Origin of the sequence: Pseudomonas fluorescens (assembly GCF_041354075.1) — a bacterium.
Lineage (GTDB): Bacteria > Pseudomonadota > Gammaproteobacteria > Pseudomonadales > Pseudomonadaceae > Aquipseudomonas > Aquipseudomonas fluorescens_CE.
In genome coordinates this window covers 341,793-362,642 of record NZ_JARZGC010000001.1, presented here as the reverse complement: position 1 = coordinate 362,642, position 20,850 = coordinate 341,793, and the positions used below count along the sequence as shown (strand labels likewise).

At 62.6% G+C, this 20,850-nt stretch carries 18 protein-coding genes and 2 pseudogenes; 12 read left to right on the top strand and 8 right to left on the bottom strand.

Features of this window, described 5'->3' with window-relative positions:
* Positions 1–26: 26 nt before the first annotated feature.
* The gene (locus QIW53_RS01825; RefSeq protein ID WP_371047986.1) at positions 27–1,079 is read left to right on the top strand and encodes an aldo/keto reductase; all 1,053 of its coding nucleotides are present in this window, start codon (positions 27–29) and stop codon (positions 1,077–1,079) included.
* A 214-nt stretch (positions 1,080–1,293) separates the two neighbouring features.
* On the opposite strand, the pseudogene QIW53_RS01820 reads toward QIW53_RS01825, so the two are convergent.
* Together QIW53_RS01820 and QIW53_RS01815 are read right to left on the bottom strand one after the other, a co-directional pair.
* Positions 1,294–1,833 (bottom strand): annotated as a pseudogene (locus tag QIW53_RS01820) (arginase family protein); the annotation flags it as partial.
* A gap of 2 nt (positions 1,834–1,835) precedes the next feature.
* A pseudogene (locus QIW53_RS01815) lies at positions 1,836–2,219 on the bottom strand (spermidine/putrescine ABC transporter substrate-binding protein PotF); the annotation flags it as partial.
* Between the two features lie 101 nt (positions 2,220–2,320).
* Between QIW53_RS01815 and QIW53_RS01810 the strand changes: the two are divergent.
* The 3 genes from QIW53_RS01810 (at position 2,321) to QIW53_RS01800 (ending at position 5,315) form a co-directional block, all read left to right on the top strand.
* Positions 2,321–3,214 (top strand): LysR family transcriptional regulator, encoded by an 894-nt coding sequence (locus tag QIW53_RS01810; protein WP_371047985.1) that lies wholly within the window; start codon positions 2,321–2,323, stop codon positions 3,212–3,214.
* 97 nt (positions 3,215–3,311) lie between these two features.
* Positions 3,312–4,784 carry a nucleobase:cation symporter-2 family protein gene (locus QIW53_RS01805; protein WP_371047984.1) on the top strand — a complete coding sequence of 491 codons (1,473 nt, stop codon included), beginning with the start codon at positions 3,312–3,314 and terminating at the stop codon, positions 4,782–4,784.
* 57 nt (positions 4,785–4,841) lie between these two features.
* A complete protein-coding gene (locus QIW53_RS01800; protein WP_371047983.1) occupies positions 4,842–5,315 on the top strand; it encodes an LEA type 2 family protein in 474 nt (157 codons plus the stop codon).
* 24 nt (positions 5,316–5,339) lie between these two features.
* On the opposite strand, the gene QIW53_RS01795 is transcribed toward QIW53_RS01800, so the two are convergent.
* Positions 5,340–6,263: a carbon-nitrogen hydrolase family protein gene (locus tag QIW53_RS01795; protein WP_371047982.1), complete on the bottom strand. Its 924-nt coding sequence runs from the start codon at positions 6,261–6,263 to the stop codon at positions 5,340–5,342.
* 84 nt (positions 6,264–6,347) lie between these two features.
* Here QIW53_RS01795 and QIW53_RS01790 point away from each other — a divergent pair, with 84 nt between their 5' ends.
* The gene (locus tag QIW53_RS01790) at positions 6,348–7,256 is read left to right on the top strand and encodes a LysR family transcriptional regulator (protein ID WP_371047981.1); all 909 of its coding nucleotides are present in this window, start codon (positions 6,348–6,350) and stop codon (positions 7,254–7,256) included.
* 9 nt (positions 7,257–7,265) lie between these two features.
* Here the strand turns inward: QIW53_RS01790 and QIW53_RS01785 are convergent, their stop codons facing one another.
* Positions 7,266–7,520 (bottom strand): hypothetical protein, encoded by a 255-nt coding sequence (locus QIW53_RS01785; RefSeq protein ID WP_371047980.1) that lies wholly within the window; start codon positions 7,518–7,520, stop codon positions 7,266–7,268.
* A 162-nt stretch (positions 7,521–7,682) separates the two neighbouring features.
* On the opposite strand from QIW53_RS01785, the gene QIW53_RS01780 reads away from it, so the two are divergent.
* Positions 7,683–8,000: a DUF883 family protein gene (locus tag QIW53_RS01780; RefSeq protein WP_371047979.1), complete on the top strand. Its 318-nt coding sequence runs from the start codon at positions 7,683–7,685 to the stop codon at positions 7,998–8,000.
* Between the two features lie 72 nt (positions 8,001–8,072).
* Here QIW53_RS01780 and QIW53_RS01775 read toward each other — a convergent pair whose 3' ends face one another.
* Positions 8,073–9,113: an Ldh family oxidoreductase gene (locus QIW53_RS01775; RefSeq protein WP_371047978.1), complete on the bottom strand. Its 1,041-nt coding sequence runs from the start codon at positions 9,111–9,113 to the stop codon at positions 8,073–8,075.
* Between the two features lie 218 nt (positions 9,114–9,331).
* Between QIW53_RS01775 and QIW53_RS01770 the strand changes: the two genes are divergently transcribed.
* Together QIW53_RS01770 and QIW53_RS01765 are read left to right on the top strand one after the other, a co-directional pair.
* A complete protein-coding gene (locus QIW53_RS01770) occupies positions 9,332–14,113 on the top strand; it encodes a hypothetical protein (protein WP_371047977.1) in 4,782 nt (1,593 codons plus the stop codon).
* 208 nt (positions 14,114–14,321) lie between these two features.
* On the top strand, positions 14,322–15,332 hold the full coding sequence (locus tag QIW53_RS01765; RefSeq protein WP_371047976.1) for a FecR family protein: 1,011 nt from the start codon (positions 14,322–14,324) through the stop codon (positions 15,330–15,332).
* A gap of 56 nt (positions 15,333–15,388) precedes the next feature.
* On the opposite strand, the gene pvdQ is transcribed toward QIW53_RS01765, so the two are convergent.
* On the bottom strand, positions 15,389–17,734 hold the full coding sequence (gene pvdQ / locus QIW53_RS01760) for a bifunctional acylase PvdQ (protein WP_371047975.1): 2,346 nt from the start codon (positions 17,732–17,734) through the stop codon (positions 15,389–15,391).
* 340 nt (positions 17,735–18,074) lie between these two features.
* Between pvdQ and QIW53_RS01755 the strand changes: the two genes are divergently transcribed.
* Complete coding sequence (locus tag QIW53_RS01755) at positions 18,075–18,446, top strand: fe2+ zn2+ uptake regulation protein (RefSeq protein WP_371047974.1); 372 nt, start codon at positions 18,075–18,077, stop codon at positions 18,444–18,446.
* A gap of 18 nt (positions 18,447–18,464) precedes the next feature.
* Here QIW53_RS01755 and QIW53_RS01750 read toward each other — a convergent pair whose 3' ends face one another.
* Positions 18,465–18,653: a hypothetical protein gene (locus QIW53_RS01750; RefSeq protein WP_273917927.1), complete on the bottom strand. Its 189-nt coding sequence runs from the start codon at positions 18,651–18,653 to the stop codon at positions 18,465–18,467.
* 165 nt (positions 18,654–18,818) lie between these two features.
* Here QIW53_RS01750 and QIW53_RS01745 point away from each other — a divergent pair, with 165 nt between their 5' ends.
* Positions 18,819–18,944 (top strand): hypothetical protein, encoded by a 126-nt coding sequence (locus QIW53_RS01745; RefSeq protein ID WP_371047973.1) that lies wholly within the window; start codon positions 18,819–18,821, stop codon positions 18,942–18,944.
* A gap of 74 nt (positions 18,945–19,018) precedes the next feature.
* On the opposite strand, the gene QIW53_RS01740 is transcribed toward QIW53_RS01745, so the two are convergent.
* The gene (locus QIW53_RS01740) at positions 19,019–19,549 is read right to left on the bottom strand and encodes a hypothetical protein (protein ID WP_371047972.1); all 531 of its coding nucleotides are present in this window, start codon (positions 19,547–19,549) and stop codon (positions 19,019–19,021) included.
* 337 nt (positions 19,550–19,886) lie between these two features.
* Between QIW53_RS01740 and QIW53_RS01735 the strand changes: the two genes are divergently transcribed.
* The gene (locus tag QIW53_RS01735) at positions 19,887–20,333 is read left to right on the top strand and encodes a DUF411 domain-containing protein (RefSeq protein WP_371047971.1); all 447 of its coding nucleotides are present in this window, start codon (positions 19,887–19,889) and stop codon (positions 20,331–20,333) included.
* Positions 20,333–20,767: a YqaA family protein gene (locus QIW53_RS01730; protein ID WP_371047970.1), complete on the top strand. Its 435-nt coding sequence runs from the start codon at positions 20,333–20,335 to the stop codon at positions 20,765–20,767. The genes QIW53_RS01735 and QIW53_RS01730 overlap by 1 nt, the downstream gene beginning before the upstream one ends.
* Positions 20,768–20,850: the final 83 nt, after the last annotated feature.

Genomic DNA, 20,850 nt, shown 5'->3' with positions numbered 1-20,850 from the left:
CCCTTCGTGCTGTTCTGGAGCTGCTCATGCATTACAAAGTCTTCGGCCGCAAAAGCGGCCTGCGTGTATCGGAACTGGCGCTGGGCGCTGGCAACTTCGGTACCGGCTGGGGCCACGGCGCCGAGCGTGATGAAGCCAAGCGCATCTTTGACGGTTACCTGGAAGCCGGCGGCAACTTCATCGACACGGCGAACGGCTATCAGGCTGGCCAGTCGGAGGCCATGCTCGGCGAACTCATTGCCACTGAACGGGACCGCCTGGTCGTTGCCACCAAGTACACCCTGGGGACCACACCGGCAGCGGGCATTTCCCACACCGGCAACAGCCGCAAGAACATGGTGCGCGCCGTGGAAGAGAGCCTGACACGGCTCAAAACCGACCACATCGATCTGTTCTGGGCGCACATGAGCGACGGCGTGACGCCGATGGAAGAAATCCTCCGGGGTTTTGACGACCTGGTGCGCGCCGGCAAGATTCATTACGCCGGGCTGTCGAACTTCCCGGCGTGGCGCATCGCCCGCGCCGACGTATTGGCCGAGCTGCGCCATTTCGCGCCGATTGCCGCCGTTCAGGTCGAGTACAGCCTGGTGGAACGCACGGCCGAGCGGGAAATGCTGCCGATGGCCGAAGCCCTGGGGCTGGCCGCCACGCTGTGGTCACCACTGGGCGGCGGTTTCCTCACGGGCAAATATCGCCAAAACGGCGACGACACCCGCGCAAGCAAACTCGGCGTGCTGGTTCACGCTGAAAAAAGCGCCCGGGAAACCGCCCTGCTCGACACCTTGCTGGCGGTCGCCGAGGAAGCGAACGCCAGCCCGACCCACGTGGCCATTGCCTGGCTGCTGGAAAAGGCCCGGCGCTCGACCACCGCACTGATTCCGATACTGGGGTCGCGTACCCGTGAGCAGTTCGATGCAACGCTCGGGGCGCTGGACCTGCGGCTGACTGCGGAGCACGTGGCGCAACTGGATGGCATCAGTGCGGTGGCGATGGGTGTGCCCCATGAATCCATCAGCGGTTCATATTCAAGGTTCAGCGGCGGTGAGACCCTCCACCTGCCCATCATCCCCGTCGCCTGACGCCCCCCCCTGTAGGAGCGAGCATGCTCCGGGCGGCGTTTCTACGAAGGTCGTCAACGATAACGCTGGTAGCCTGACACCCAGCGCTGCCCTCGAGTTCTTCGCGAGCATGCTCGCTCCTACAGTGGATCGCGTTTACCTTGCAGGAGCGAGCGAAGAACGCAAGGCCGGCGCGGGGTACTTCCGCGTCATCGCCTGCAGATCAGGCCCGCACCTACCTGTCCACCTTGTGCCTGGCGGCATACAGGCACAGCATCTCCATCCCCAGGGTGGCTGCCGCCAGCGAAGTTATGTCCGCGCTGTCGTAGGCCGGGGCCACTTCCACCAGGTCCATGCCCACCAGGTTGATCCCGCGCAGGCCGCCAAGGATTTCCAGGGCCTGCACCGTGCTCAGCCCCCCGCACACCGGTGTTCCGGTGCCGGGGGCAAAGGCCGGGTCGAGGCAGTCGATGTCGAACGTCAGGTACACCGGGCGATCGCCCACCCGCGCACGAATGGCTTCCACAATCGCGTCCACGCCACGGCGATGCACCTGCCGCGCGTCCAGCACCTGAAAACCCTGGTGGTCGTCATTGGTGGTGCGCAACCCGATCTGCACCGAACGCGACGGATCGACCAGACCTTCGCGGGCCGCATGCCAGAACATCGTGCCGTGGTCGACACGCTTGCCCTCCTCGTCTGGCCAGGTGTCACTGTGGGCGTCGAAGTGGATCAACGACAAGGCACCATGCTGGCGGGCGTGGGCCTTGAGCAGCGATAAGGCACGCCATAGCGGTTGCCGGGATCGACCGCCGCGAGTTTTTCCAGCAGATCCGGGTCAAGGTTGGCGTAACCCTTGAGGCCTTCGTGGGCAATCGGCTTCAGCGCTCCGGCCGCCAGGCCACGCGCCAGTACACTGGACGAGGGCACCACGACGTCATAACCGCTGCCACCGGTGAGCAACTTGGTTTCCAGCACCTCCGAAGAATCGAAGGTGTCGTAGCGCACGTGAATCCCGGTCTCGGCCTCGAAGCGCTGCAAGGTTTCGGGGGCCACGTAATCGGCCCAACTGTAGAGATTGACCACCTTGTCCGCTGACTGGGCCGACACGGCCGCGGCGAGGAACAGCGCGGGCACGCACCGCTTGAAGGAAGGAGCCATGACGAATACCTGACCAGAGGAAGTGGTTGCAGGATGCCGCGTCCGATACATTGGAAAAATACCAAGTCAGTTATCCTGACATTATTGCGGAGTAATGTTTGATGCTCGGCCAGCTTCACGATGTGGATCTGCAACTGCTGCGCCTGTTCGTCAGCGTGGTGGAGTGCGGCGGTTTCAGCGCGGCCCAGGGCGAACTGGGCCTGAGCCAGTCGAGCATCAGCCAACAAATGGCGCGGCTGGAAACCCGGCTCGGCTACCGACTGTGCAGCCGGGGCAAGGGGGGGTTCCACATCACCCCCAAGGGCGAACAATTGCTGCTCGCCACCCGTGACCTGTTCCAGTCCATAGAGGCGTTCCGTCATCAGTCCAACGGTGTCGCCGGGCGCTTGCTCGGCGAAGTGCGCCTGGGGTTGTCCGAGGCGCTGGATCAGGCGGTGCTGCAACGGGTGGCCGAGGCCATCCGGCGCTTTCGCGAGCGCGACGAGTCGGTGCGCATCGAACTGATCAGTGCCATGCCCGGTGAAATGGAGCGTCTGCTGTTGCAGCAACGGCTGGACCTGGCAATCGGCTATTTCTCACAGGTGCAAAGCGCTTTCGACTACCGCGAACTGTTCATCGAAACCCAGCACCTGTATTGCGCCGCAGGCCATCCGCTGTTTGCAGACGACGCCCCGGACGATCAGGCCTTGCAGGCGTGCGACCGGGTGGATCATCCCTATCGCTTCCTGCGCAGCGACGAGCCGTTCAAGGGCGCACGGTGCTCGGCACGTTCGGAACAGGTCGAAGGGACCCTCGCGTTCATTCTGTCGGGCAGGCATGTCGGGTACCTGCCCAGCCACTTTGCACGCCGTTGGGAAGAACAGGGTTTGCTCAAAGCGGTGCGGCGCAATGACCTGAGCTTCGACGTGGCGTTCCACCTTGCGCGCCATCGTGCCCAGGTGCCTGGGGAGGCGCAAAAGGCGTTCGAGGCGGATCTGCTGGCGGCCTTCGCCTGAGAACGCCGCGTTCAGGCGGGTTTTGTGTAACTCGAGTTTTCTGGCATCCTGCGCCTCCCTTTTCCGACCCTGCCCCCTTTTCGGCACGCCTATCACCATGACCGCCTCTGAAAAAGCCTCAACATCGCGCCACAGCGACCTGCTCTACGGCCTCGACGACCGCCCACACCTGACCGCCACGGTGTTCGCCGCCCTGCAACACGTGCTGGCCAGTTTCGTCGGGATCATCACCCCGACCCTGATCATGGGCAGCGCCCTGGGACTGCAAAGCGAAATCCCCTACCTGATCAGCATGGCGCTGTTCGTGTCCGGGCTCGGCACCTTCGTCCAGGCGCGACGCATCGGCCCGATCGGCTCGGGATTGCTGTGCCTGCAAGGCACCAGTTTTTCCTTCATCAGCGTGATCCTCAGCGCTGGCTTCATGGTCAAGGCCCGGGGTGGCGGCACCGATGAAATCCTCTCGACGATCTTCGGCGTGTGTTTTTTCGCCGCGTTCATCGAAGTGGTGTTGAGCCAGTTCATCGGCAAGCTGCGGATGCTGATCACGCCGGTGGTGACCGGGACGATCATCACCCTGATGGGGTTGTCGCTGATCAAGGTGGCCATGACCGATATCGCCGGCGGTTTCGGCGCCAGCGACCTGGGCGCGGCCAGTCATCTGGGGCTGGCGGCTCTGGTGCTGGGCACCATCGTGGTGTTGAACCGGGTGGATGTGCCGTTCCTGCGCCTTGGCGCCATCGTCATCGCCCTCACGCTGGGCTACTTCGTCGCCTGGCTGATGGGGCAAGTGGACTTTGCCAGCCTGCCCGAAGTGCCGCTGATGAGCGTGCCGGTGCCGTTCAAGTACGGGTTCAATTTCGACTGGGTGGCGTTCGTGCCGGTGGCGGTGATTTTCCTGGTGTCGCCGCTGGAGGCCGCCGGTGACCTGACCGCCAACTCGATGATCTCCCGGCAGCCGGTGAAAGGCCCGGTGTACATCCGCCGGATCAAGTCCGGCCTGCTGGCTGACGGGCTCAATTCGGCCATGGCGGCGGTGTTCAACAGCATGCCGATGGTCACCTTCGCCCAGAACAACGGCGTGATCCAGCTGACCGGCGTCGCCAGTCGCTACGTCGCGCTGTTCATCGCCGGCCTGCTGGTGGTGCTGGGGCTGTTCCCGATGATAGGCGCGGTGCTGCAACTGATGCCCAAACCAGTGCTCGGCGGTGCTGAGCTGGTGATGTTCGGCACCGTGGCGGTAGCCGGCGTGAAGATCCTGGCCGAAGCCGGCCTGCACCGGCGCAACATGCTGATCGTGGCCATTTCCATCGGCATGGGGCTGGGCGTAGCGGCGGTGCCGGAGGTGCTGCGCGAGTTGCCCAAGGCGCTGCACAACATCTTCGAATCGCCGATCACCGTCGGCGCGTTGTGCGCTATCGTGCTGAATATCTTCCTGCCCGAGGAATTCATCGAGCTGGAAGAAGACGATTTCGACCCGGAAGCCTCGATTCTGCAGGTCATGGAAAACCCGGATGTTCCGGCCAAGGGTGAACCCGCGTCGCCCGAGGTTGTCGCACAGTTGAACCGCTAGGCAAGCTCAAGGCCGAGCCCCCGGGGGTTCGGCCTTTTTCCTTGAGAGAGCTTGCCCATGCGCCGCATCCCCGCCGTCATCCTGTCCCTCCTGCTGCTGACCCTCAGCGGCTGCGCGCTGCTGCCCGACCGCGACCCGCTGAACATCAACGTGGTGGGTTTCGAGCCGCTGGCCAGCCAGGACATGGAAGTGCGTTTCGCCGTGAAGATCCGCGTGCAGAACCCCAATGAAACGGCCATCGACTACAACGGCGTGGCCCTGGACCTGTCCGTCAATGGCCAGCCCCTGGCCTCCGGTGTCAGCGACCAGTCGGGATCGATTGCGCGTTTTTCCGAGACGGTGCTGAGTGTGCCGGTGAGCGTCTCGGCCTTCTCGGTGCTGCGCCAGACCCTGGGCCTGACCCAGACCCAAACCCTGAACAACCTGCCCTACGTGTTGCGCGGGAAACTGGCGGGCGGGTTGTTTGGCACCAAGCGTTTTACCGACAGCGGCAAACTCAGCTTGCCGGGTGCCGCGACAGGCACCTGGTAAGCGCCCTCCCACAGAGGGCATGTGTCATTTGTTGAAGATGACCCCCGGCTTGGGGCGCTCATCCACCGTCAACTCAAACACGTCCGGCCGCGCGTAGTGGCCCACCACGTCGTAGTCATACCGCGCGCGAACCAGCTCGTCGGTGTCGATTTCAGCACTGATCAATCCAGCGCCACCGCGCAGCGGCCCGGCCAGGATGTCGCCCATCGGCCCGACGATCACACTGCCGCCGGCGATCAACGGGCGGTCCGCCGGCCAGTTGGCAACCTCCACGCCCAGCGCTTGCGGGGAATCCTGGACCTGGCAGGCACTGACCACAAAACACCGGCCTTCGTGGGCGATATGGCGCATGCTGACCTGCCACATGTCACGCTCGTCGACCGTCGGCGCGCACCACACTTCGATGCCCTTGGCGTACATCGCGGTGCGCAGCAGCGGCATCATGTTTTCCCAGCACACCACCGCGCCGAGGCGCCCGACCTGGCTGTCGATCACCGGCAGGGTCGAACCATCGCCCTTGCCCCAGATCAAGCGTTCCGTACCGGTGGGCATCAATTTGCGATGCTTGGCCACCAGCCCCGCCTGCGGATCGAAATACAGCGCCGTGCAATACAGGGTGCTGCCGGCGCGCTCGATCACCCCGATCACCAGGTTGGCCCCGGTTCGCGCGGCGAGCCCGGCCAGCGCTTCGGTTTCCGCGCCGGGCACGTCGATGGCGTTGGCAAAATAGCGGGCGAAGGCTTCACGACCTTCGGGCAGTCGATAACCCAGTTGGGTGCCGAACCCCTCGCCTTTCGGGTAACCGCCAAGCAACGCTTCGGGCATGACCACCAGCGCCGCACCCGATTCCACGATGGCGCCTTCGTACGAGAGAATCTGTTCCAGGGTATCGGCCTTGCCGCCAGGCAAAGCGCCGATTTGCAACGCAGCAACGATTGACTTGGGCATTGCGACCGCTCCATTCATTTAAGGTGTTGCTCATTCTCAGGCCCCACGGGATCATGAATAAAGCCCGTCTCGCTGCTGAATGATATGAAGCCTATGAATATCGCGACCCTGGATCTCAACCTGCTCAAAGTGTTCGAAGCCTTGCACGAGGAGTCCAGCGCCAGCCGTGCGGCGCTGCGCCTGGGCGTGACGCAATCGGCCGTCAGCGCGGCCTTGCGCCGGTTACGCGAGGTGTATGGCGATCAACTGTTCGTGCGCACCGGTCGCGGACTGGCGCCCACCCTCAAGGCCAACCAGTTGAAACCGGTAGTCAGCGAAGCCCTGAATAAATGCCGGCAGAGCCTGGCGATGGTCGATCCTGCGGCACATCAATACGACGGCCGTTCGGTGACGGTCGGGTTGTCGGATGATTTCGAGATCGCCTATGGCCGGCGCCTGATCGAAGAAATTGCCCGCTGCGCGCCGAAGCTGCGCCTGATCTTTCGCCAGACCCACAGCCAGATCGTCGCCCAGGCGCTGATGGAGCGCAGCATCGACCTGGCGATCACCGCCGGCGGATTTGCCGAACGCCTGCTCAGCCGGCAGGTATTGGGCGAAGGCGATTACCAGTGCCTGGTCGATCCGATCAGCCTGGCCGAAGGACAACAGCGCTTGAGTCTGGAAGAGTTCGTCGCGCGCGAGCACATTCTGGTGTCCTCGGGCGGTTTTATCGGGATCACCGATGAGGGGCTGGCGGCGCTGGGCTTGAGCCGGCGCGTGTGCGCGTCGACCACGCATTTCGCGGCGCTGCCGCATCTGCTCAAGGGCAGTCAGGCCGTCGCGACCATCCCGACCCATGCCGCGCGCAGCATCGCCGCGTTGAGCGGCCTGGCCTTGCTGCCCTGCCCCTTGGCGCTGCCGCGCTATCCGGTCGAACTGGGCTGGCGCACCAGCGCACAGCTGGATCCTGTGGTGTTGAAAGTTCGTGAGGCGATCATTGCCTGTTTCGCCTGAGGGCCGACCTTACTTGCTGGCCGCCATCAAGCGATTGACTTCGCTGCGCACCATGTTGGCGTATTCCGGAGGCGACATGCCGTCGAGCTCGGCGCGGACCCATTCAGCCCATTTGCCTTTGCGCTTGGAGCGCTCGCCGAACAAGCGTGCCGCTTCGCCCTTGGCTTTGCCGAGGTTGTTCTGCCAGAGTTCGAACAGGCGCGACTTCTCGTCTTCCAGCGCCGCACGTTCGGCTAGGGGTTTGTTGGCCAGATTGAAGCTCATGGGAATTTCCTGCTGCGTAAATAGCCGTCATCTTACACTGTAGGAAGAAATCCCCCGCGCTGGATTTTTCCAGGATCGGGCCTGCCGGCAAAATCACTGCAACTTTTACCGTCAACACAGACTCCATTGCTCACTGCCCATTCATCCTCAAGGAGTAAACCAATGGCCCGAAAAACCATCGCACAAGCCGCCGAAGATCAAATCAAGGATCAGGCTTTCAGCGAGCTTCAGGCGTTGATCGAAGAATCGGAGAAACTGCTCAAGAGCAGCGCTTCGCTGGTCGGCGAGGAAGCCGACACATTGCGTGGGCAGATTGCCCAGAAACTGCAGCAGGCACGCGATTCGGTGACCAGCGTTCGCGACCGTACCCTGCCGGCGGTCGAAGCCACCGAGACCTACATTGGCGGCCATCCGTGGCAGACCGTGGCGATTTCCGCCGGGTTTGGTCTGGTCGTGGGCCTGTTGCTGGGCCGCAAGTAAGACGAACCTCCCCGTGGAACGAGCCCGCTCGGTTCCACGGGGAGTGCCCCCTGTGAGCGGATTTGCAGCCTGTCAGTCGCCCGCCAATTCACGCAGATTCGCTAACGTCGCTTCATCCAGCGCAATCCCCTGTGCCACGGATTTCGCCCGCTGGTGATGCCGACGATCCCCCGGCAATCGCTTGAGCCCCACGCCATGCATCTGCCGCACCAGTTCCTGGCTGCGCTCGGCGAAGCTCTGCCCTGCCGCCTTGCTCGGGTCGATCACGATCAACAGTTGTCCGGTCCATGGCGTCCTGGCGCCAGGGTGGTTAGACCAGTCGAACTCGAAAGAAAAATGGCCGCCGGTCAACGCCGCCGCCAGCAACTCCACCATCATCGACAGCGCCGAGCCTTTGTGCCCGCCAAACGGCAGCAACGCGCCGCCCTCGAGGATCGCCTTCGGGTCCTGGGTCGGCTGGCCGAGGCCGTCCACCCCCATGCCTGCCGGCAGGCGTTCGCCCTTGCGCGCGGCGATCTGCACATCGCCATGGGCGATGGCGCTGGTCGCCAGGTCGAAGACGATCGGGTCGCCGTCGGCCCGTGGCGCGGCAAAGGCAATCGGGTTGGTGCCGAACAGTGGACGGTCGGCGCCGTGCGGCACCACGCAGGTCATGCTGTTGACGACGCTCAACGCCACCAGCCCTTCATAGGCGAACGGTTCGACGTCCGGCCACAACGCCGCGAAGTGGTGGGAATTACGAATCGCCAGCACCGCGATGCCGGCGCTGCGGGCCTTTTCCACCAGCAGGTCGCGCGCGGCCGCCAGGGCTGGCTGGGCGAAACCGTTGCCGGCATCGACACGCACGAAACCGGACGCCACGTCCTCGACCACCGGTACGGACTGGCCGTTGACCCAGCCGCTCTTGAGGGTCGACACGTAACCCGGGATGCGGAAGACACCATGGCTGTGCGCTCCGTCCCGCTCGGCCCCGGCACAGTTGTGCGCCAGCACCCGGGCGACCTCTGGCGAGGTGCCATGGCGCAGAAAGATCTTCTCAAGCAACCCCGTCAGCTCGTCGAGGGCCAGGTTTTGCGAGACAGCAGTAGACACTTGATCGTGTGGCGCAGACATCTGAAGCTCCAGACTGATTATTGGAGGGGGCAACAGCGTGTGAGACCGCTGATTTACCACGCCAGACCGGCAGCCTGTCAACCTCTGCCCGCTACCGGAACACCACGCGATCCATCGAGGGTGCATTAACTATCTACCGCCTGCACGGCGGCGGCAGCTTTTAGTCTCGAGGCTCACCCCAACGGCGCATCCAGCGGCGCCCTGCACGAGACTCGACCATGCCTGCACCTGACACCCCTTTGTTGTTCCCCCAGGCCTTGCAATCACCCGGCGCCTGGACTGACCTGGGCAAAATCCACGGGCTGACACTCAAGGATTTCCAGTGGCTCAGCCACGTGAAGCTGGCCAGCCACACCCTGCGCAGCCAGCAGACGCAGCCGATGCTCGCCGAGCGTATCCGGGTCAGCACCGGTTCGCTGTCGCAACCGCTTGCGGGCTGCTTCGTGTTGAGTTCGACGCCGGACGACAAGGGCGAAATCCTCTACACCCCCCACGGCGGTATCCGCAAGTTCGCCAGCCGCACCCTGCTGACCGAACACCTCAAGCGCCAGCTCGACGGCGCCGGTGAAGACGATGACCTGCTGGCGTTCATGAGCTTGTCGGCGCGCAAGACGCTGGCGGCGTCCAATGACCTCAAGGTCGGCGTCGAGACCATCGACGGGGACGTTTTCAGCGACCAGCAGGCGCTCATCACCCGCAACCAGCACGGCAACGACCAGGCAATGCTCGACGAACTGTTACAGCTGCCGAGCCTGGACAAGATGCTCGATACGCTGCTGGACGAAGCGTTGAAATCGACGTTCCCTGACCTGGATCAGCGTCGCACCCGGGTCGATTTCTACGCCGAAGCCACCCCGCGCCATGTCCCCACCCGGCGCTGGATCGGCTCCCGGTCTCTGAGCGAGGCGCTCCTCTCGTACTACCGCCACCGGCGCTGGCCGATCGGGCAGCGCCCGGAGTTCAACCATCCGCTGAGAAAGGCCCAGACCACCGACCAGCAGCAGTGGGAATCCCTGATCACCCGCGCCGCCGACAACCTGACCGGTCATCTGGCGGCACACCTGCAGCGCTTCTGGAATGACGTGAGCCTGGACGGCGCCACCCGCCGCGCCTTTTTCAGCCGGGCCTTGCGGGAAAAGGCCCGGGCGCAGTTGCTGCTCAAGCGCGAAACCCAGGCCATCTCCGCCGAACAGGCCCGTGCCCTGCACCCCCTGATCGACGACAGCACTGGCTCGGTCTCGGCACTCACCCTCGAAACGGTGCGCCTCTGGGAATACCCGGCCAACTACGTCGAACTGGCCGGTTCGCTGATGATCAGCCCGGACAGCGCCAACGCATTTCTCTACACCCCTGCGCAAGGCTTGCAGGTGCTCAAGAATTATCAGGACCTGAAAAACACCTTGCAGGAAAAGTCGACGACGGCCGGCCACGACGATGAGCTGTATGAACTCCTGAGCCTGGAAGAGCGCGCGCGTTTCATCGGTTTCGAACAGGCGCAAGTGTCGGGCGCGGTCCTGACCGGCGCGGTGTTCACCCGCCTCTTCGAGGCGATCCTTGACAAGCAGCGGCAAAACCTCGAGTACGCCTTTCAGGTGTTCCGCCACAGCGACGGCAGCGTCGATATCCAGGCCTTTTTCGACAAGGCGCTGGATATCCGCTCCATGGTCAGCGACCACTTGCTGTCGCTGGACGCCAAGGGCCGCTGGAGCACCCGCCCGGTACTGTCGGGCGAGCAACCTTCCAGGGTGCTGGCGGATACGGCGACGGTTCATGCCAAGACCTATCGGGATGTCGAGCTGCCGGTGCGCAGCGAATTTGCCGCACAACCGGTGGCAGCGCCGGCGCCGCAACGGGCGTACCTGGAAAAGATGAAGCCACGCTTGGCCCATGTGCTGTCCGTCGGCCTGCGCGGTGAAGCCGCTCTTCGCGAGCTCAGCGCCCACCTGCGCAACCCTGACTGGTTCCTCGTGGATACGGTCTTCAACCCGGACCGGCCAGATCGAAAAAGCCGTCCCGCCATTCGCGGCTTCTACCCGGATGCCTTTTCCCCGGTCCTTGAATGTTCCGGCGAGCACAGGCTGCTGCCAGTGGCCCAATGCGTCATGCTGACCGAGCGGGGCGGCCTCGATGCGCAGCACTCCGGACGCGCCATTCTGTGGACACCGGCGGCAGGTCTGGAAGTCTTCGAATCCTTTGCCATCGCCCGCCAGCAACTGAACCTGCGCCTGCTGGACCCCGACCAGCGCCTGGTCCTGCTGGAAAACCTCGCCCCGGACCAGCGCCTGTTCCATCGCCGCTACTCGCTGCACTCGTTTCAACTGATCTCGGGTAACGTCTTGCACCACCTGATGCAATCGGCCATTGACCTGTTCCTCGCGCGCTGCGCGCAACTGCGCTCGTTGAAGCTGAGCGCCGCCCGGCAAAACAAGGCGTTCTACGCTCTGACCCAGACACTCGTCGACACCAACCTGCACCGGGCGAAGTGGATCGCCGACGCCATCAGCCACCAGCAATCTCTGCCCGCCTGGCTGGGTCAGGCACCGGTCGACGAGCAGCAACTGCACATCGAATTGCTGGAGCAGTACCGCCACAGCGTGGCCGATGACAAGGATTACCTGCACGGTCTGCCGACATTGGAAGATCATGTTCGCCAAACCCTCAAGGGCTTGCTGGCGAAGCGGTTCCCCGGGCACCCGCTGACGCCTGACGAGATCGCGATCACACCCAACCTGGCGCTGGCCGGAGCGGCGCAGCCCCTGACCGAATTCGCCCTGAACCACATCAATATCGCCCAGGGCACCGGTTTCCGGGTCACCTCCAACACCACGCGAGCTCTGCCGGAAAGCCTCAATCCGGCCACCGTCCGCCAATTGCTGCTGTCGCTGAGCATCCCCGGTGACTATGCAAAAACCATCACCGACGCGCTCTCCGGCGCCAAGGCCGCCCCACGCCAGTTACGTTTCGTTCAGCAACTGCCCTGGCAACTGCTGCATCACGCCCACAGCCTGAAACTGCAGCAACACCTGTCTTCCAGCGCTTTCGACCTGATCACCCAGGTGCTGGACATGCCGGACGCCACCGCCCGCGCCGCCGTGGCGGGTGCCCACGCGATAGTGCGGCCGCTGGAGCTGATCAAGACCACCGGGGCCAAAGCCGTACGGGCCCTGGGCCTGTACCTGATCAGCACCAGCGCTGGGAAAACCGGGCCGCACATCCTGTATGCGCCCTACCACAGCGGCCCGCTGTTCAGCGAATTCGCCAATGAAGCTGCCGTGGTCGCGGCGATCAACACCCCGGGCGCCCTCCAGGACCTGGTGCTTCGCCGCCTGCCGGACACCGACCAGTCATCGTTCCGCAACCTGTTGGCGTCCAGCGTCGATGAAGTGAGCGAGATGACCCTGGGCAGCACGCCCATCGACGGTCATCTGCTGACCCACTGGTTCGGCGACAACACCCGCCTGCTGACCCATCTGCTCGGCAGTCAGTCCCGGGCTTCCGGCCAGTCGGACTGGGAGGCTGCCAAGCACCTGTTCAGCGCCGGCATCAAACTGATCGCCGGCATTCTGCCCGGCAAGCTGGCCTACCTGCGGTTTCTATGGGGTGCCTACAAAGACTTCAAGGATTCGGCCGAGGCCCTGCAGAATCGTCACTGGCGGCGCGCCCTCAAGTCATTCATCGGCGGTGGCGCGCAAATGGTATCGCTGGGGAAACTGTCGCTGGATGCGCCACTGCTCAACCCTGCGCCGACGTCCAGCCCACCGGTGGAAACGCCCCCGGCCGATCGACCCTGGTCGGACCTGCGCCCCACCGCACCGGCACGCACCGCGCTGCAGCCCTTCGAAGTGTCGACCGTGGCGCTGAAAGACCTGAAAAAAGACCTCAGCGATGGCACCTATGTCCAATCCACGACGAAAAACCGCTACGCCGCCATTGCCGGCAAGGTCTATCGCGTAGCCAAACCAGGTGTCGCCTGGCGCCTCCTCAACGACGAGGCGAACGGACCTTTCCTGACGCACACCCCGAGCCGGCAGTTGGCGATTGACCTGGACGCGCACACCGTGCACTACGGCAAAGCCTTGTCGACCTTGCTCAACCGCTACGCGAACGACCAGCAGACCCGCAGGGTTTTAAACGTTGAAGCCCGGGGCATGGACGAGATCCGCACCCTGCACCCGAAAAAAGCCCGGATGATCATGCAGGCCATCGACATGGCGCGGTTTTACGCGTTCAACAGCCTGCACAACCTGGCGCAACTGCGCAAATTGCTCCCGGGCACACGGCTGGATACCTTCCTCAAAGGTTTCTTCGATGTTTCCCGCGTCGATGTCGACCTGCTCGACAGGATCAAACGAGCCATCGTGCCGATCTGCGACGCCCTGGTGGACCCCGGCGAAGACCTGTTGAACTCCGAGCGTTTTGTGGTCGGCTCGACCCGACACCTGGGCAGCGACCTGATTGCCTTCGTTCTGGACGATGACGACCGGCGGTTGGTGCATTTCACCGAGCGTTTTTTCGATCAGGGTCTCGACTGGTACAAGTCGTGTCTGACCGAGTCTTTCAACGTTGACGGGCATAGCCAGGCTGCCACCCTGATCCATGAATTTGCCCATATCTACTCGAAGGCGCTGGACATCGCGACGCTGGAGGCCAGGCGCCCGTTCAGCGACCTGATTGCCCCCATCACTGGCTATGGCGCCGCGATGAAACAGACTCAGGAGGATTTTCAGCGCGCCGCCCTGTCGCTGGCCTCCCCTCGCGAAGAGCTGTTTGCGCAGTGGAACAGCACGCTGAGCAAATGGATCAGCCTGGATTCGATCCCGGGGCTGGAGCATGTAGGCAAGGCAATCCTGACCCTCACCAAGAGTAAAACAATGAATGAGGCGCGCAGCGCGTTCTTGAACCGGGTCGATCCCTCCTCCCGAATCGATGTCATTTTGCGCAATGCCGACTCGCTCGCGTTTTTGATCTGTGCCATGGGACGCCAGCTCGACCCCACCTGAGGCTCGTCTTCAACACCCTCAACAAAAATGCGCAGACCTGATGGCCTGCGCATGACTTTTTTTTCACTGTGTTTATGGATAATGCCTGGAAAGCCCGGTTTTCATCGCCTGCAGCGAAAATAAACAGCTGTTTGATGGGTAAATGCCATGACGGCTGTTCTCGCCGACTTCCTCTCAAGGGTAGAATGTAGGAAATCAGGAAGAGTCAATGACCGACAGCCCTCTCTCAGAAGCCGAATACGACGCCATTACCGATGCCGCTGCGCATTGGTGCATGCGTCTGCACGCCTGCGACTGTACCGAGCAAGAGCGCCAGGCGTTCGAGCAGTGGCGTGACGCCCACCCGCTGCATGCGTTCGAGTACGAGGCCATGCTGGAGATCTGGGTGGTCGCCGAAGACTTGCCGCGCACGGAAACCATTGCGCCTGTGCTTCCCGTTACGCAACGTCAGCCCGCCTCGTCCTGGCGTCCGCTCGCCATGGCCGCCGCCGTCTGCGCGCTGGCCTTGCCCCTGGCGGCCTACACCGGCTGGAACCTGGGCTGGCTGCCCAATGCCTACGAGCATTTCGAGGCGAGCAATTCAACGCGTCAGGTGACGCTGGGCGATGGCAGCCAGGTCGAACTCAACCTGGGCACCGAGCTGACCTACAGCAATTACAAGGATCAGCGCCGGGTCACGCTGAAGAAAGGCGAAGCATTCTTCCGTGTCAGCCACGACGCCAACCATCCGTTTATCGTCAGGGCAGCCGAAGGCAAGATCCGCGTCACCGGAACCCAGTTCAATGTCTGGATGTATGAAGACCAGGTGCGGGTGAACCTGATCGAGGGCTCGGTCCTGGTCAGCAGCAACGATGACCTGCCGGGCGACGGTTTGCGCCTGGAGCCGTCGATGCAGGCGCGCTACAAACACGGTGATTTCATCCCGCAAATCAGCCAGACCTACGCCAATGACACGTCACTGGCCTGGCGCCAAGGCAAGCTGGTGCTCGATGACCTGGCGTTGTCCGACGCCCTGCCGCTGATCAATCGCTACCTGAACAAGCCGTTGGTCCTGGCCGACAACAGCACCGGCGCGATCCGCCTCGGCGGCATCTACAACATCAAGGAACTCGACAACCTGGTGGGCATGCTGCCCAAGGTGTTGCCGGTGTACCTGACCCGCAACAAGGACGGCAACCCGGTCCTCAATTCCATTCCGCAGCAAACCCCTAGAAGCTGAAAGGCCGCCACCCTTATGGGGTGCGGCCCTCCTGTATCACACCATCACAAGTCGCCTTACTGCCGGGCTACCTTCGCGGCCGGATCATCCTGCTCGCGGATCGTCTGGACCTGATAGTGCGGGTCCGACGTGATCTGCTGTTCGGTAAAGGGCAACACGCTCAGTTGCTTCCTGGAAAAGGCCTGAGTCTGGTCGCTGGCATGTTTCGACGCCGGGTCGCTGGACAGCGAGAACGCCAGCAGTCCCTTGGCCTGGGGGCCTTTGTCGTCGAAGGTGACGATCTGAAGATAACTGGTGCCACTGACCACCTCGCGCTTGCCGTCGCTTCGCGGCACGCTCTGAATCGCGTTGTACACGCCCAACGTGCCCGGCCCGCCATGGATCGGCGTCTGCTGGCCGCCACTGCTGACCACCTGGATATCGCCCCAGCGACTGTCAGCCGCCAATCCCGAGGTTTTGACCTGCTCGGCGGAGGCCAGCATCGCCTCGCGCAAGGCCTTCGCCACCTCCGGGCGATCGATCGCCAGGCCGCGTGGGGTACGTTGCGGGTCCTGCGGATCGAATGCCACTCGCCAGACATCCGGTGTTTCCTGCAGGGCAGCCATGAGGTTCTGGAAATGCACGAAGCCCAGGCCGCTGTCTAGGTTGGCGTGGCGATCCCAGCGTTTGAGGCTGGTGCACAACCCGCCCAGTGCCGGGGCATCGGCGCCCAGCCCCTTGTCGCAGAATTGCAGCAGGTCCGGCATGACCTGCCCGGCCTGATACACCTGATCGTCCATCACCATGTGCAGCAGGTCCGCCGCCGCCATCTTGCCGGCGGTGTTCAGCGTGGCCAGGCGATCCAGCGCAAAGCGTGAACGCAGGCCCAGCGGCTGGCCGTCCTGGCTGATCAGCGGCGAGAAACCGGTGAGCGGCTGAGCCGGGTTGGCCATCCACGCCGAGTCGTTGGAGTGCTGCACGAAATCCTTGCGCAGCAGTTGCGGCAACTGGTCGGCCGCGTAGATACCTTTCTGCGCGGCCTTCGGGTCGATGTCCCAGGCGCAGGCGCTGTTGGAGCCGTCGAGCACGATGAGCTGCAACCCGGCGCGTGGATCGCTGCATTGCGCCAACTTGGCCGCATTGACGTTCGGCACCACCGACAGGTTCATGTACAGCGTCTGCCCCTGGTCATCCGCCGCCAGCGTATTCACCCACGGAATGCCCTGGATGCTGTGGACCGACGCCTGCAATGCCTTGAGGCTGCTCGCCCGGTTCATCGCGTACCACTGCTGCAACACCCGGTCGTTTTCCAGGTTGGCATCGCGCAGGCTGTAGGCGTATTGGTGATCCCAATCCAGTTTCCCCGGCCACTGCACGATCGGCCCGAACTGCGAGCTGTAGACCACGCGCGAAACCGCCTGGGTCTGCCCGTCAGGCTGTTTGACCTTCACCGTGACGGTCTGCTGCTGCATCGGCAGGGATTGGCCGTCGAGCAGATAACGGGTCGCATCCTTCGGATCGAGTTGCAGGCGATACAGGGTGAAGTGCTTGGACGAATCCACGGTGTGGGTCCAGGCCAGGTGCTGATTGAAGCCGATGTTGATCATCGGCAGGCCGGGCAACGCGGCGCCCATCACGTCCAGTTTGCCGGGAATGGTCAGGTGCATCTGATAGAAACGCATGCCGCCGACCCACGGGAAATGCGGATTGGCCAACAACATGCCGCGCCCGTTGAAGGAGCGCTCGCTGCCCACGGCGACCGCGTTGCTGCCGCGATCGAGGGCAAAACGCTGAATGCGCTGCTCGGCCACCTGAAACGCTGCGGAGGCGCCGGCATTGCTCGCGGCCGCCTTGGGGGGCGTGGCGCCGGCCAACGCCTCGGCGAACTGCCCCACGCCGCCTTCGACCAACAGCCGACGGGTCAGTTTGACCAGGTCCTGGACGCTGATCTCCCGCACCCATTCGCCCTGGCATTGCTGCGGCAACCCCTGCGCGCGACGCTCGGTCAGCCCGCGGTTGTAGCCCGCCACATAGCCTTGCATCAGGTCGCGCACCTCGGTGGATTGCGCCTGCCAGAAGGCCTCGACGGCCTGCGGCGTATTCAACCAGTTGAAAAACACATCGCTGACCTGGTTTTCACGCTCCTCGACCGTGAACTGTTCCGGGCCGAAGTACCGCGAACGCTCTCCGTTCACCGTGACCACTTCATTGGCCAGCAGGCACAGGTTGTCCTGCGCGTAGGCGTAGCCGATGCCGTAGCCCAGCCCCCGCTCGTTGTCGGCGCGAATATGCGGTACACCGAAGCTGGTGCGGCGGATATCGGCCGTCGCCTGTTCCGGCTGGCTGCGCGCAGGGGCGGCAAGGCTCAAGCCCGCCAACACGACGGCAAGGCTCAATCGGGTGAATTGCCTGGTAATGATCACGCTCGCTCCTGATTCAGATACATGCCAGAAATCTGGTTTTGTTGTAACTGTAGGAGCGAGCATGCTCGCGATGGACGTTAACGATAACGCTGAATGTCTGGATGCCCGGGGCGTCTGAACTTCCATCGCGAGCGTGCTCGCTCCTACAGGGAAACAACGAAATCAGGAGGAAAAATTTAGGGCACCGCAGGTCGATTCTGCGGAGACTTCACGGGCTTTCGACGTGGCAACAACGAAATTTCTACATGCCGCGCTTCATGATTTGCCTGACTCATACGTCTTATTGGTAAGAGCACCCAATAAATCAATCCGGTTCAGGCTCTGACAAAGGAGTTTTTGCATGTACAACTCGCAACTGCCAACGGACGGTAGCGCTGCACTGATTGGCACTTCCATGGCGCCGCGCCTGTTCGATTCGCGCACCGAGCGAAACGGCAATGAGCGCATTCGCGTATTGCTCAAGCACTTTGGCCTGCGCACCAGCCTGATCCGCCTGAAAGTCATCGACGCCTTGCTCAACGCCGCTGAAAACGACCGCAGCCTGGGTGTTCGCGGCGTGCACAGCCAACTGCTGGACCTGGATATTCCCCTGTCCTTTCTCAGCGTGCGTGAAGTGTTGAAAAGGCTGTGCAGCGAAGGGGTGATCGTCCTCCATGCGGACAAGAGCTACAGCCTGCATCCGCAGGCTGCCGCCATTCTGCACGGCGAGTAATGCGCTGCGGGGCGTCGCTCAGGGCTTGACCTTGCGACGCATCACGCCATTGATCACCACCACGACCACCGCCACGCCAATGGCGATGTACTGGAACAGCTTCTCGCTGATGACCCCGGTATTCTGCAAATACGACAAGCCAAACATGATCGCCAGGACCACCAGGGAGATCAGAATCGAGTATTTCAAACGTTGCGACTGGGTCATTGCCTTTCCTCAAACCAGAACATGCAGCTGAAAATGTATCCGCTGTGTATCCGCATGCATGCCAAATCCCTACCTTTTTCCGGGGATGGCGAGCAGCAAGCGGGGCCTCATGTTACAGCCGATGACGCGTTTTAGCTTCACGGCGTCAACCATGAGGATTCACACATGTTGCGTCGAATCACACTGCTGATTCCCCTGCTCGCCATCCTGTCCCTGAGCGGCTGCATCATTTTCCCCCACGGCGGCTGGCACGGCGGCCATCATTATGACGACCAGCGCTGGCATCGTTAGGGATTGATCTGGGGGGCTTTGTTGCGAGGCTATGGAGGCGCGAGCTGCTCGCGCCTGCAGAGCCTGAGGAACCGTCAGGCCTTGGCGGAGAGGTTCTTGTCGGTGGGGGTCGAACCGTTGCCCTTGCCGTAGGCGGCCAGGTTCTGCAGGACGTAGATCGCCTTCTTGTACTCGGGGATCAAGTAGTTGGCGTACTTGTTACCCTTCAGGTTGTTGTTCTGAATGGTGTCCAGCTGCGTGGCGAAGTACTCGAGCGCATTGAACTTGGCTTCCGGGTCCTTCGGCACGCCAAACCGGTCAAACTTGTCGCCGGCATTGCTCAAGGTCACGGCCGTCACATCGCTGATCAAACCGCGATCGCGCAGGAACGAGGACAAGTTGCCCAGTGAGGCGCCGGAGACGTTCTCCGGATCGAACCCCTTGAGCTGCTTGTGAATCTGCAACTTGTCCATCTTCGTCCGGTCGAGGACGTTGGGGTCGTTGCCGACCAACGCCAGCATCTGCTTGACCTTGACACTCTGAGACACGGGTTTGCCGGTCGTGCCGGTGTCTTGAACAAGCAGGCCTGCCTTGGATGTCCAGGCACCGGTATAGCCGATAGTCATGACCAGATTCCTTGTGGGGCGATCATAAAAACTCCTTGTTTAAACAAGTTGGGTGCGCGGAGTATCCGAGCCTTGTAGACGCTTCTCCAACAAGTATTTCACGTTTTTACAATTTTCGTACATCTCCGATACAAACCCGAAGTACCCGTATTCATTGGCCTACAACGCTTTCGTATGATTGGTATATACCCAGGTATGGGTCATTTTTACGGTTCAGCCGTATCATTTGTATGAAACCCGACACCTCACCTCGCAGCATCACTTCGATACAATTTCTCCCGTCGTCTTCGACCGAAAAAGTCAAAATGTCCTCCCGAACCTCCTGACGAGAGCATCCATGCGAACCCACCTGCGCCTGCTCGCCCTGAGCGCACTGTTCATTTCCTCCCTGGCCCAGGCCGCCGACCTGATCCCCATCGAAGTCCATCGCGACGCCAATTGTGGCTGCTGCAAAAAGTGGATCAGCCACCTGGAAGCCAACGGCTTCAAGGTCGAGGACCATGTCGAGAGCGACATGAGCGCCTTCAAGCAACAGCACGGCGTGCCCCCGCGCCTGGCCTCATGTCACACCGGTTTGATCAACGGCAAGTTCGTCGAAGGGCATGTGCCGGCCGATCAGGTGCTGGCCCTGAGCAAGCGCAACGACCTGCTGGGCGTCGCCGCTCCCGGCATGCCGATGGGTTCCCCGGGCATGGAAATGGACGGCATGAGCGACGCCTACCAGGTGATCGGCCTGAAAAAGGACGGCACGGATGTCGTGGTGGCGGACTACCCCGCCCGTTGATGGCCGGCGCGTACCTCGGGCTGTTCTTCGCGGCTTTCGGGGCGGCGACCCTGTTGCCGTTGCAGTCCGAGGCGGTGCTGGTAGGGTTGTTGCTGAGCGAGCGCTATGGGCTCTGGGCGTTGCTGGCAGTCGCCACCCTGGGCAATGTCCTGGGCTCGCTGCTGAACTGGTGGCTGGGGCGCGGCATCGAGCGCTTTCGCGAGCGCCGCTGGTTCCCCGTCAGCCCGGCGAGCCTGGAAAAGGCCCGCACGCATTATCAGCGTTATGGGCACTGGTCGCTGTTGTTCAGTTGGGTGCCCGTCATCGGTGATCCCCTGACCCTGGTGGCCGGGGTGATGCGCGAGCCCATCGGCCGCTTTCTGTTGATCGTGACCCTCGCCAAAGGGGCGCGCTATGGCGTGCTGGCCCTGGCGACACTGGGCTGGATCGGTTGAACGATCCTCCGTCACGGTTGCCTGTGTTTAATGTCGCCCTAATCGGGCCGATCCAGCATCGACTGATTTCTTCCGGAGTTTAC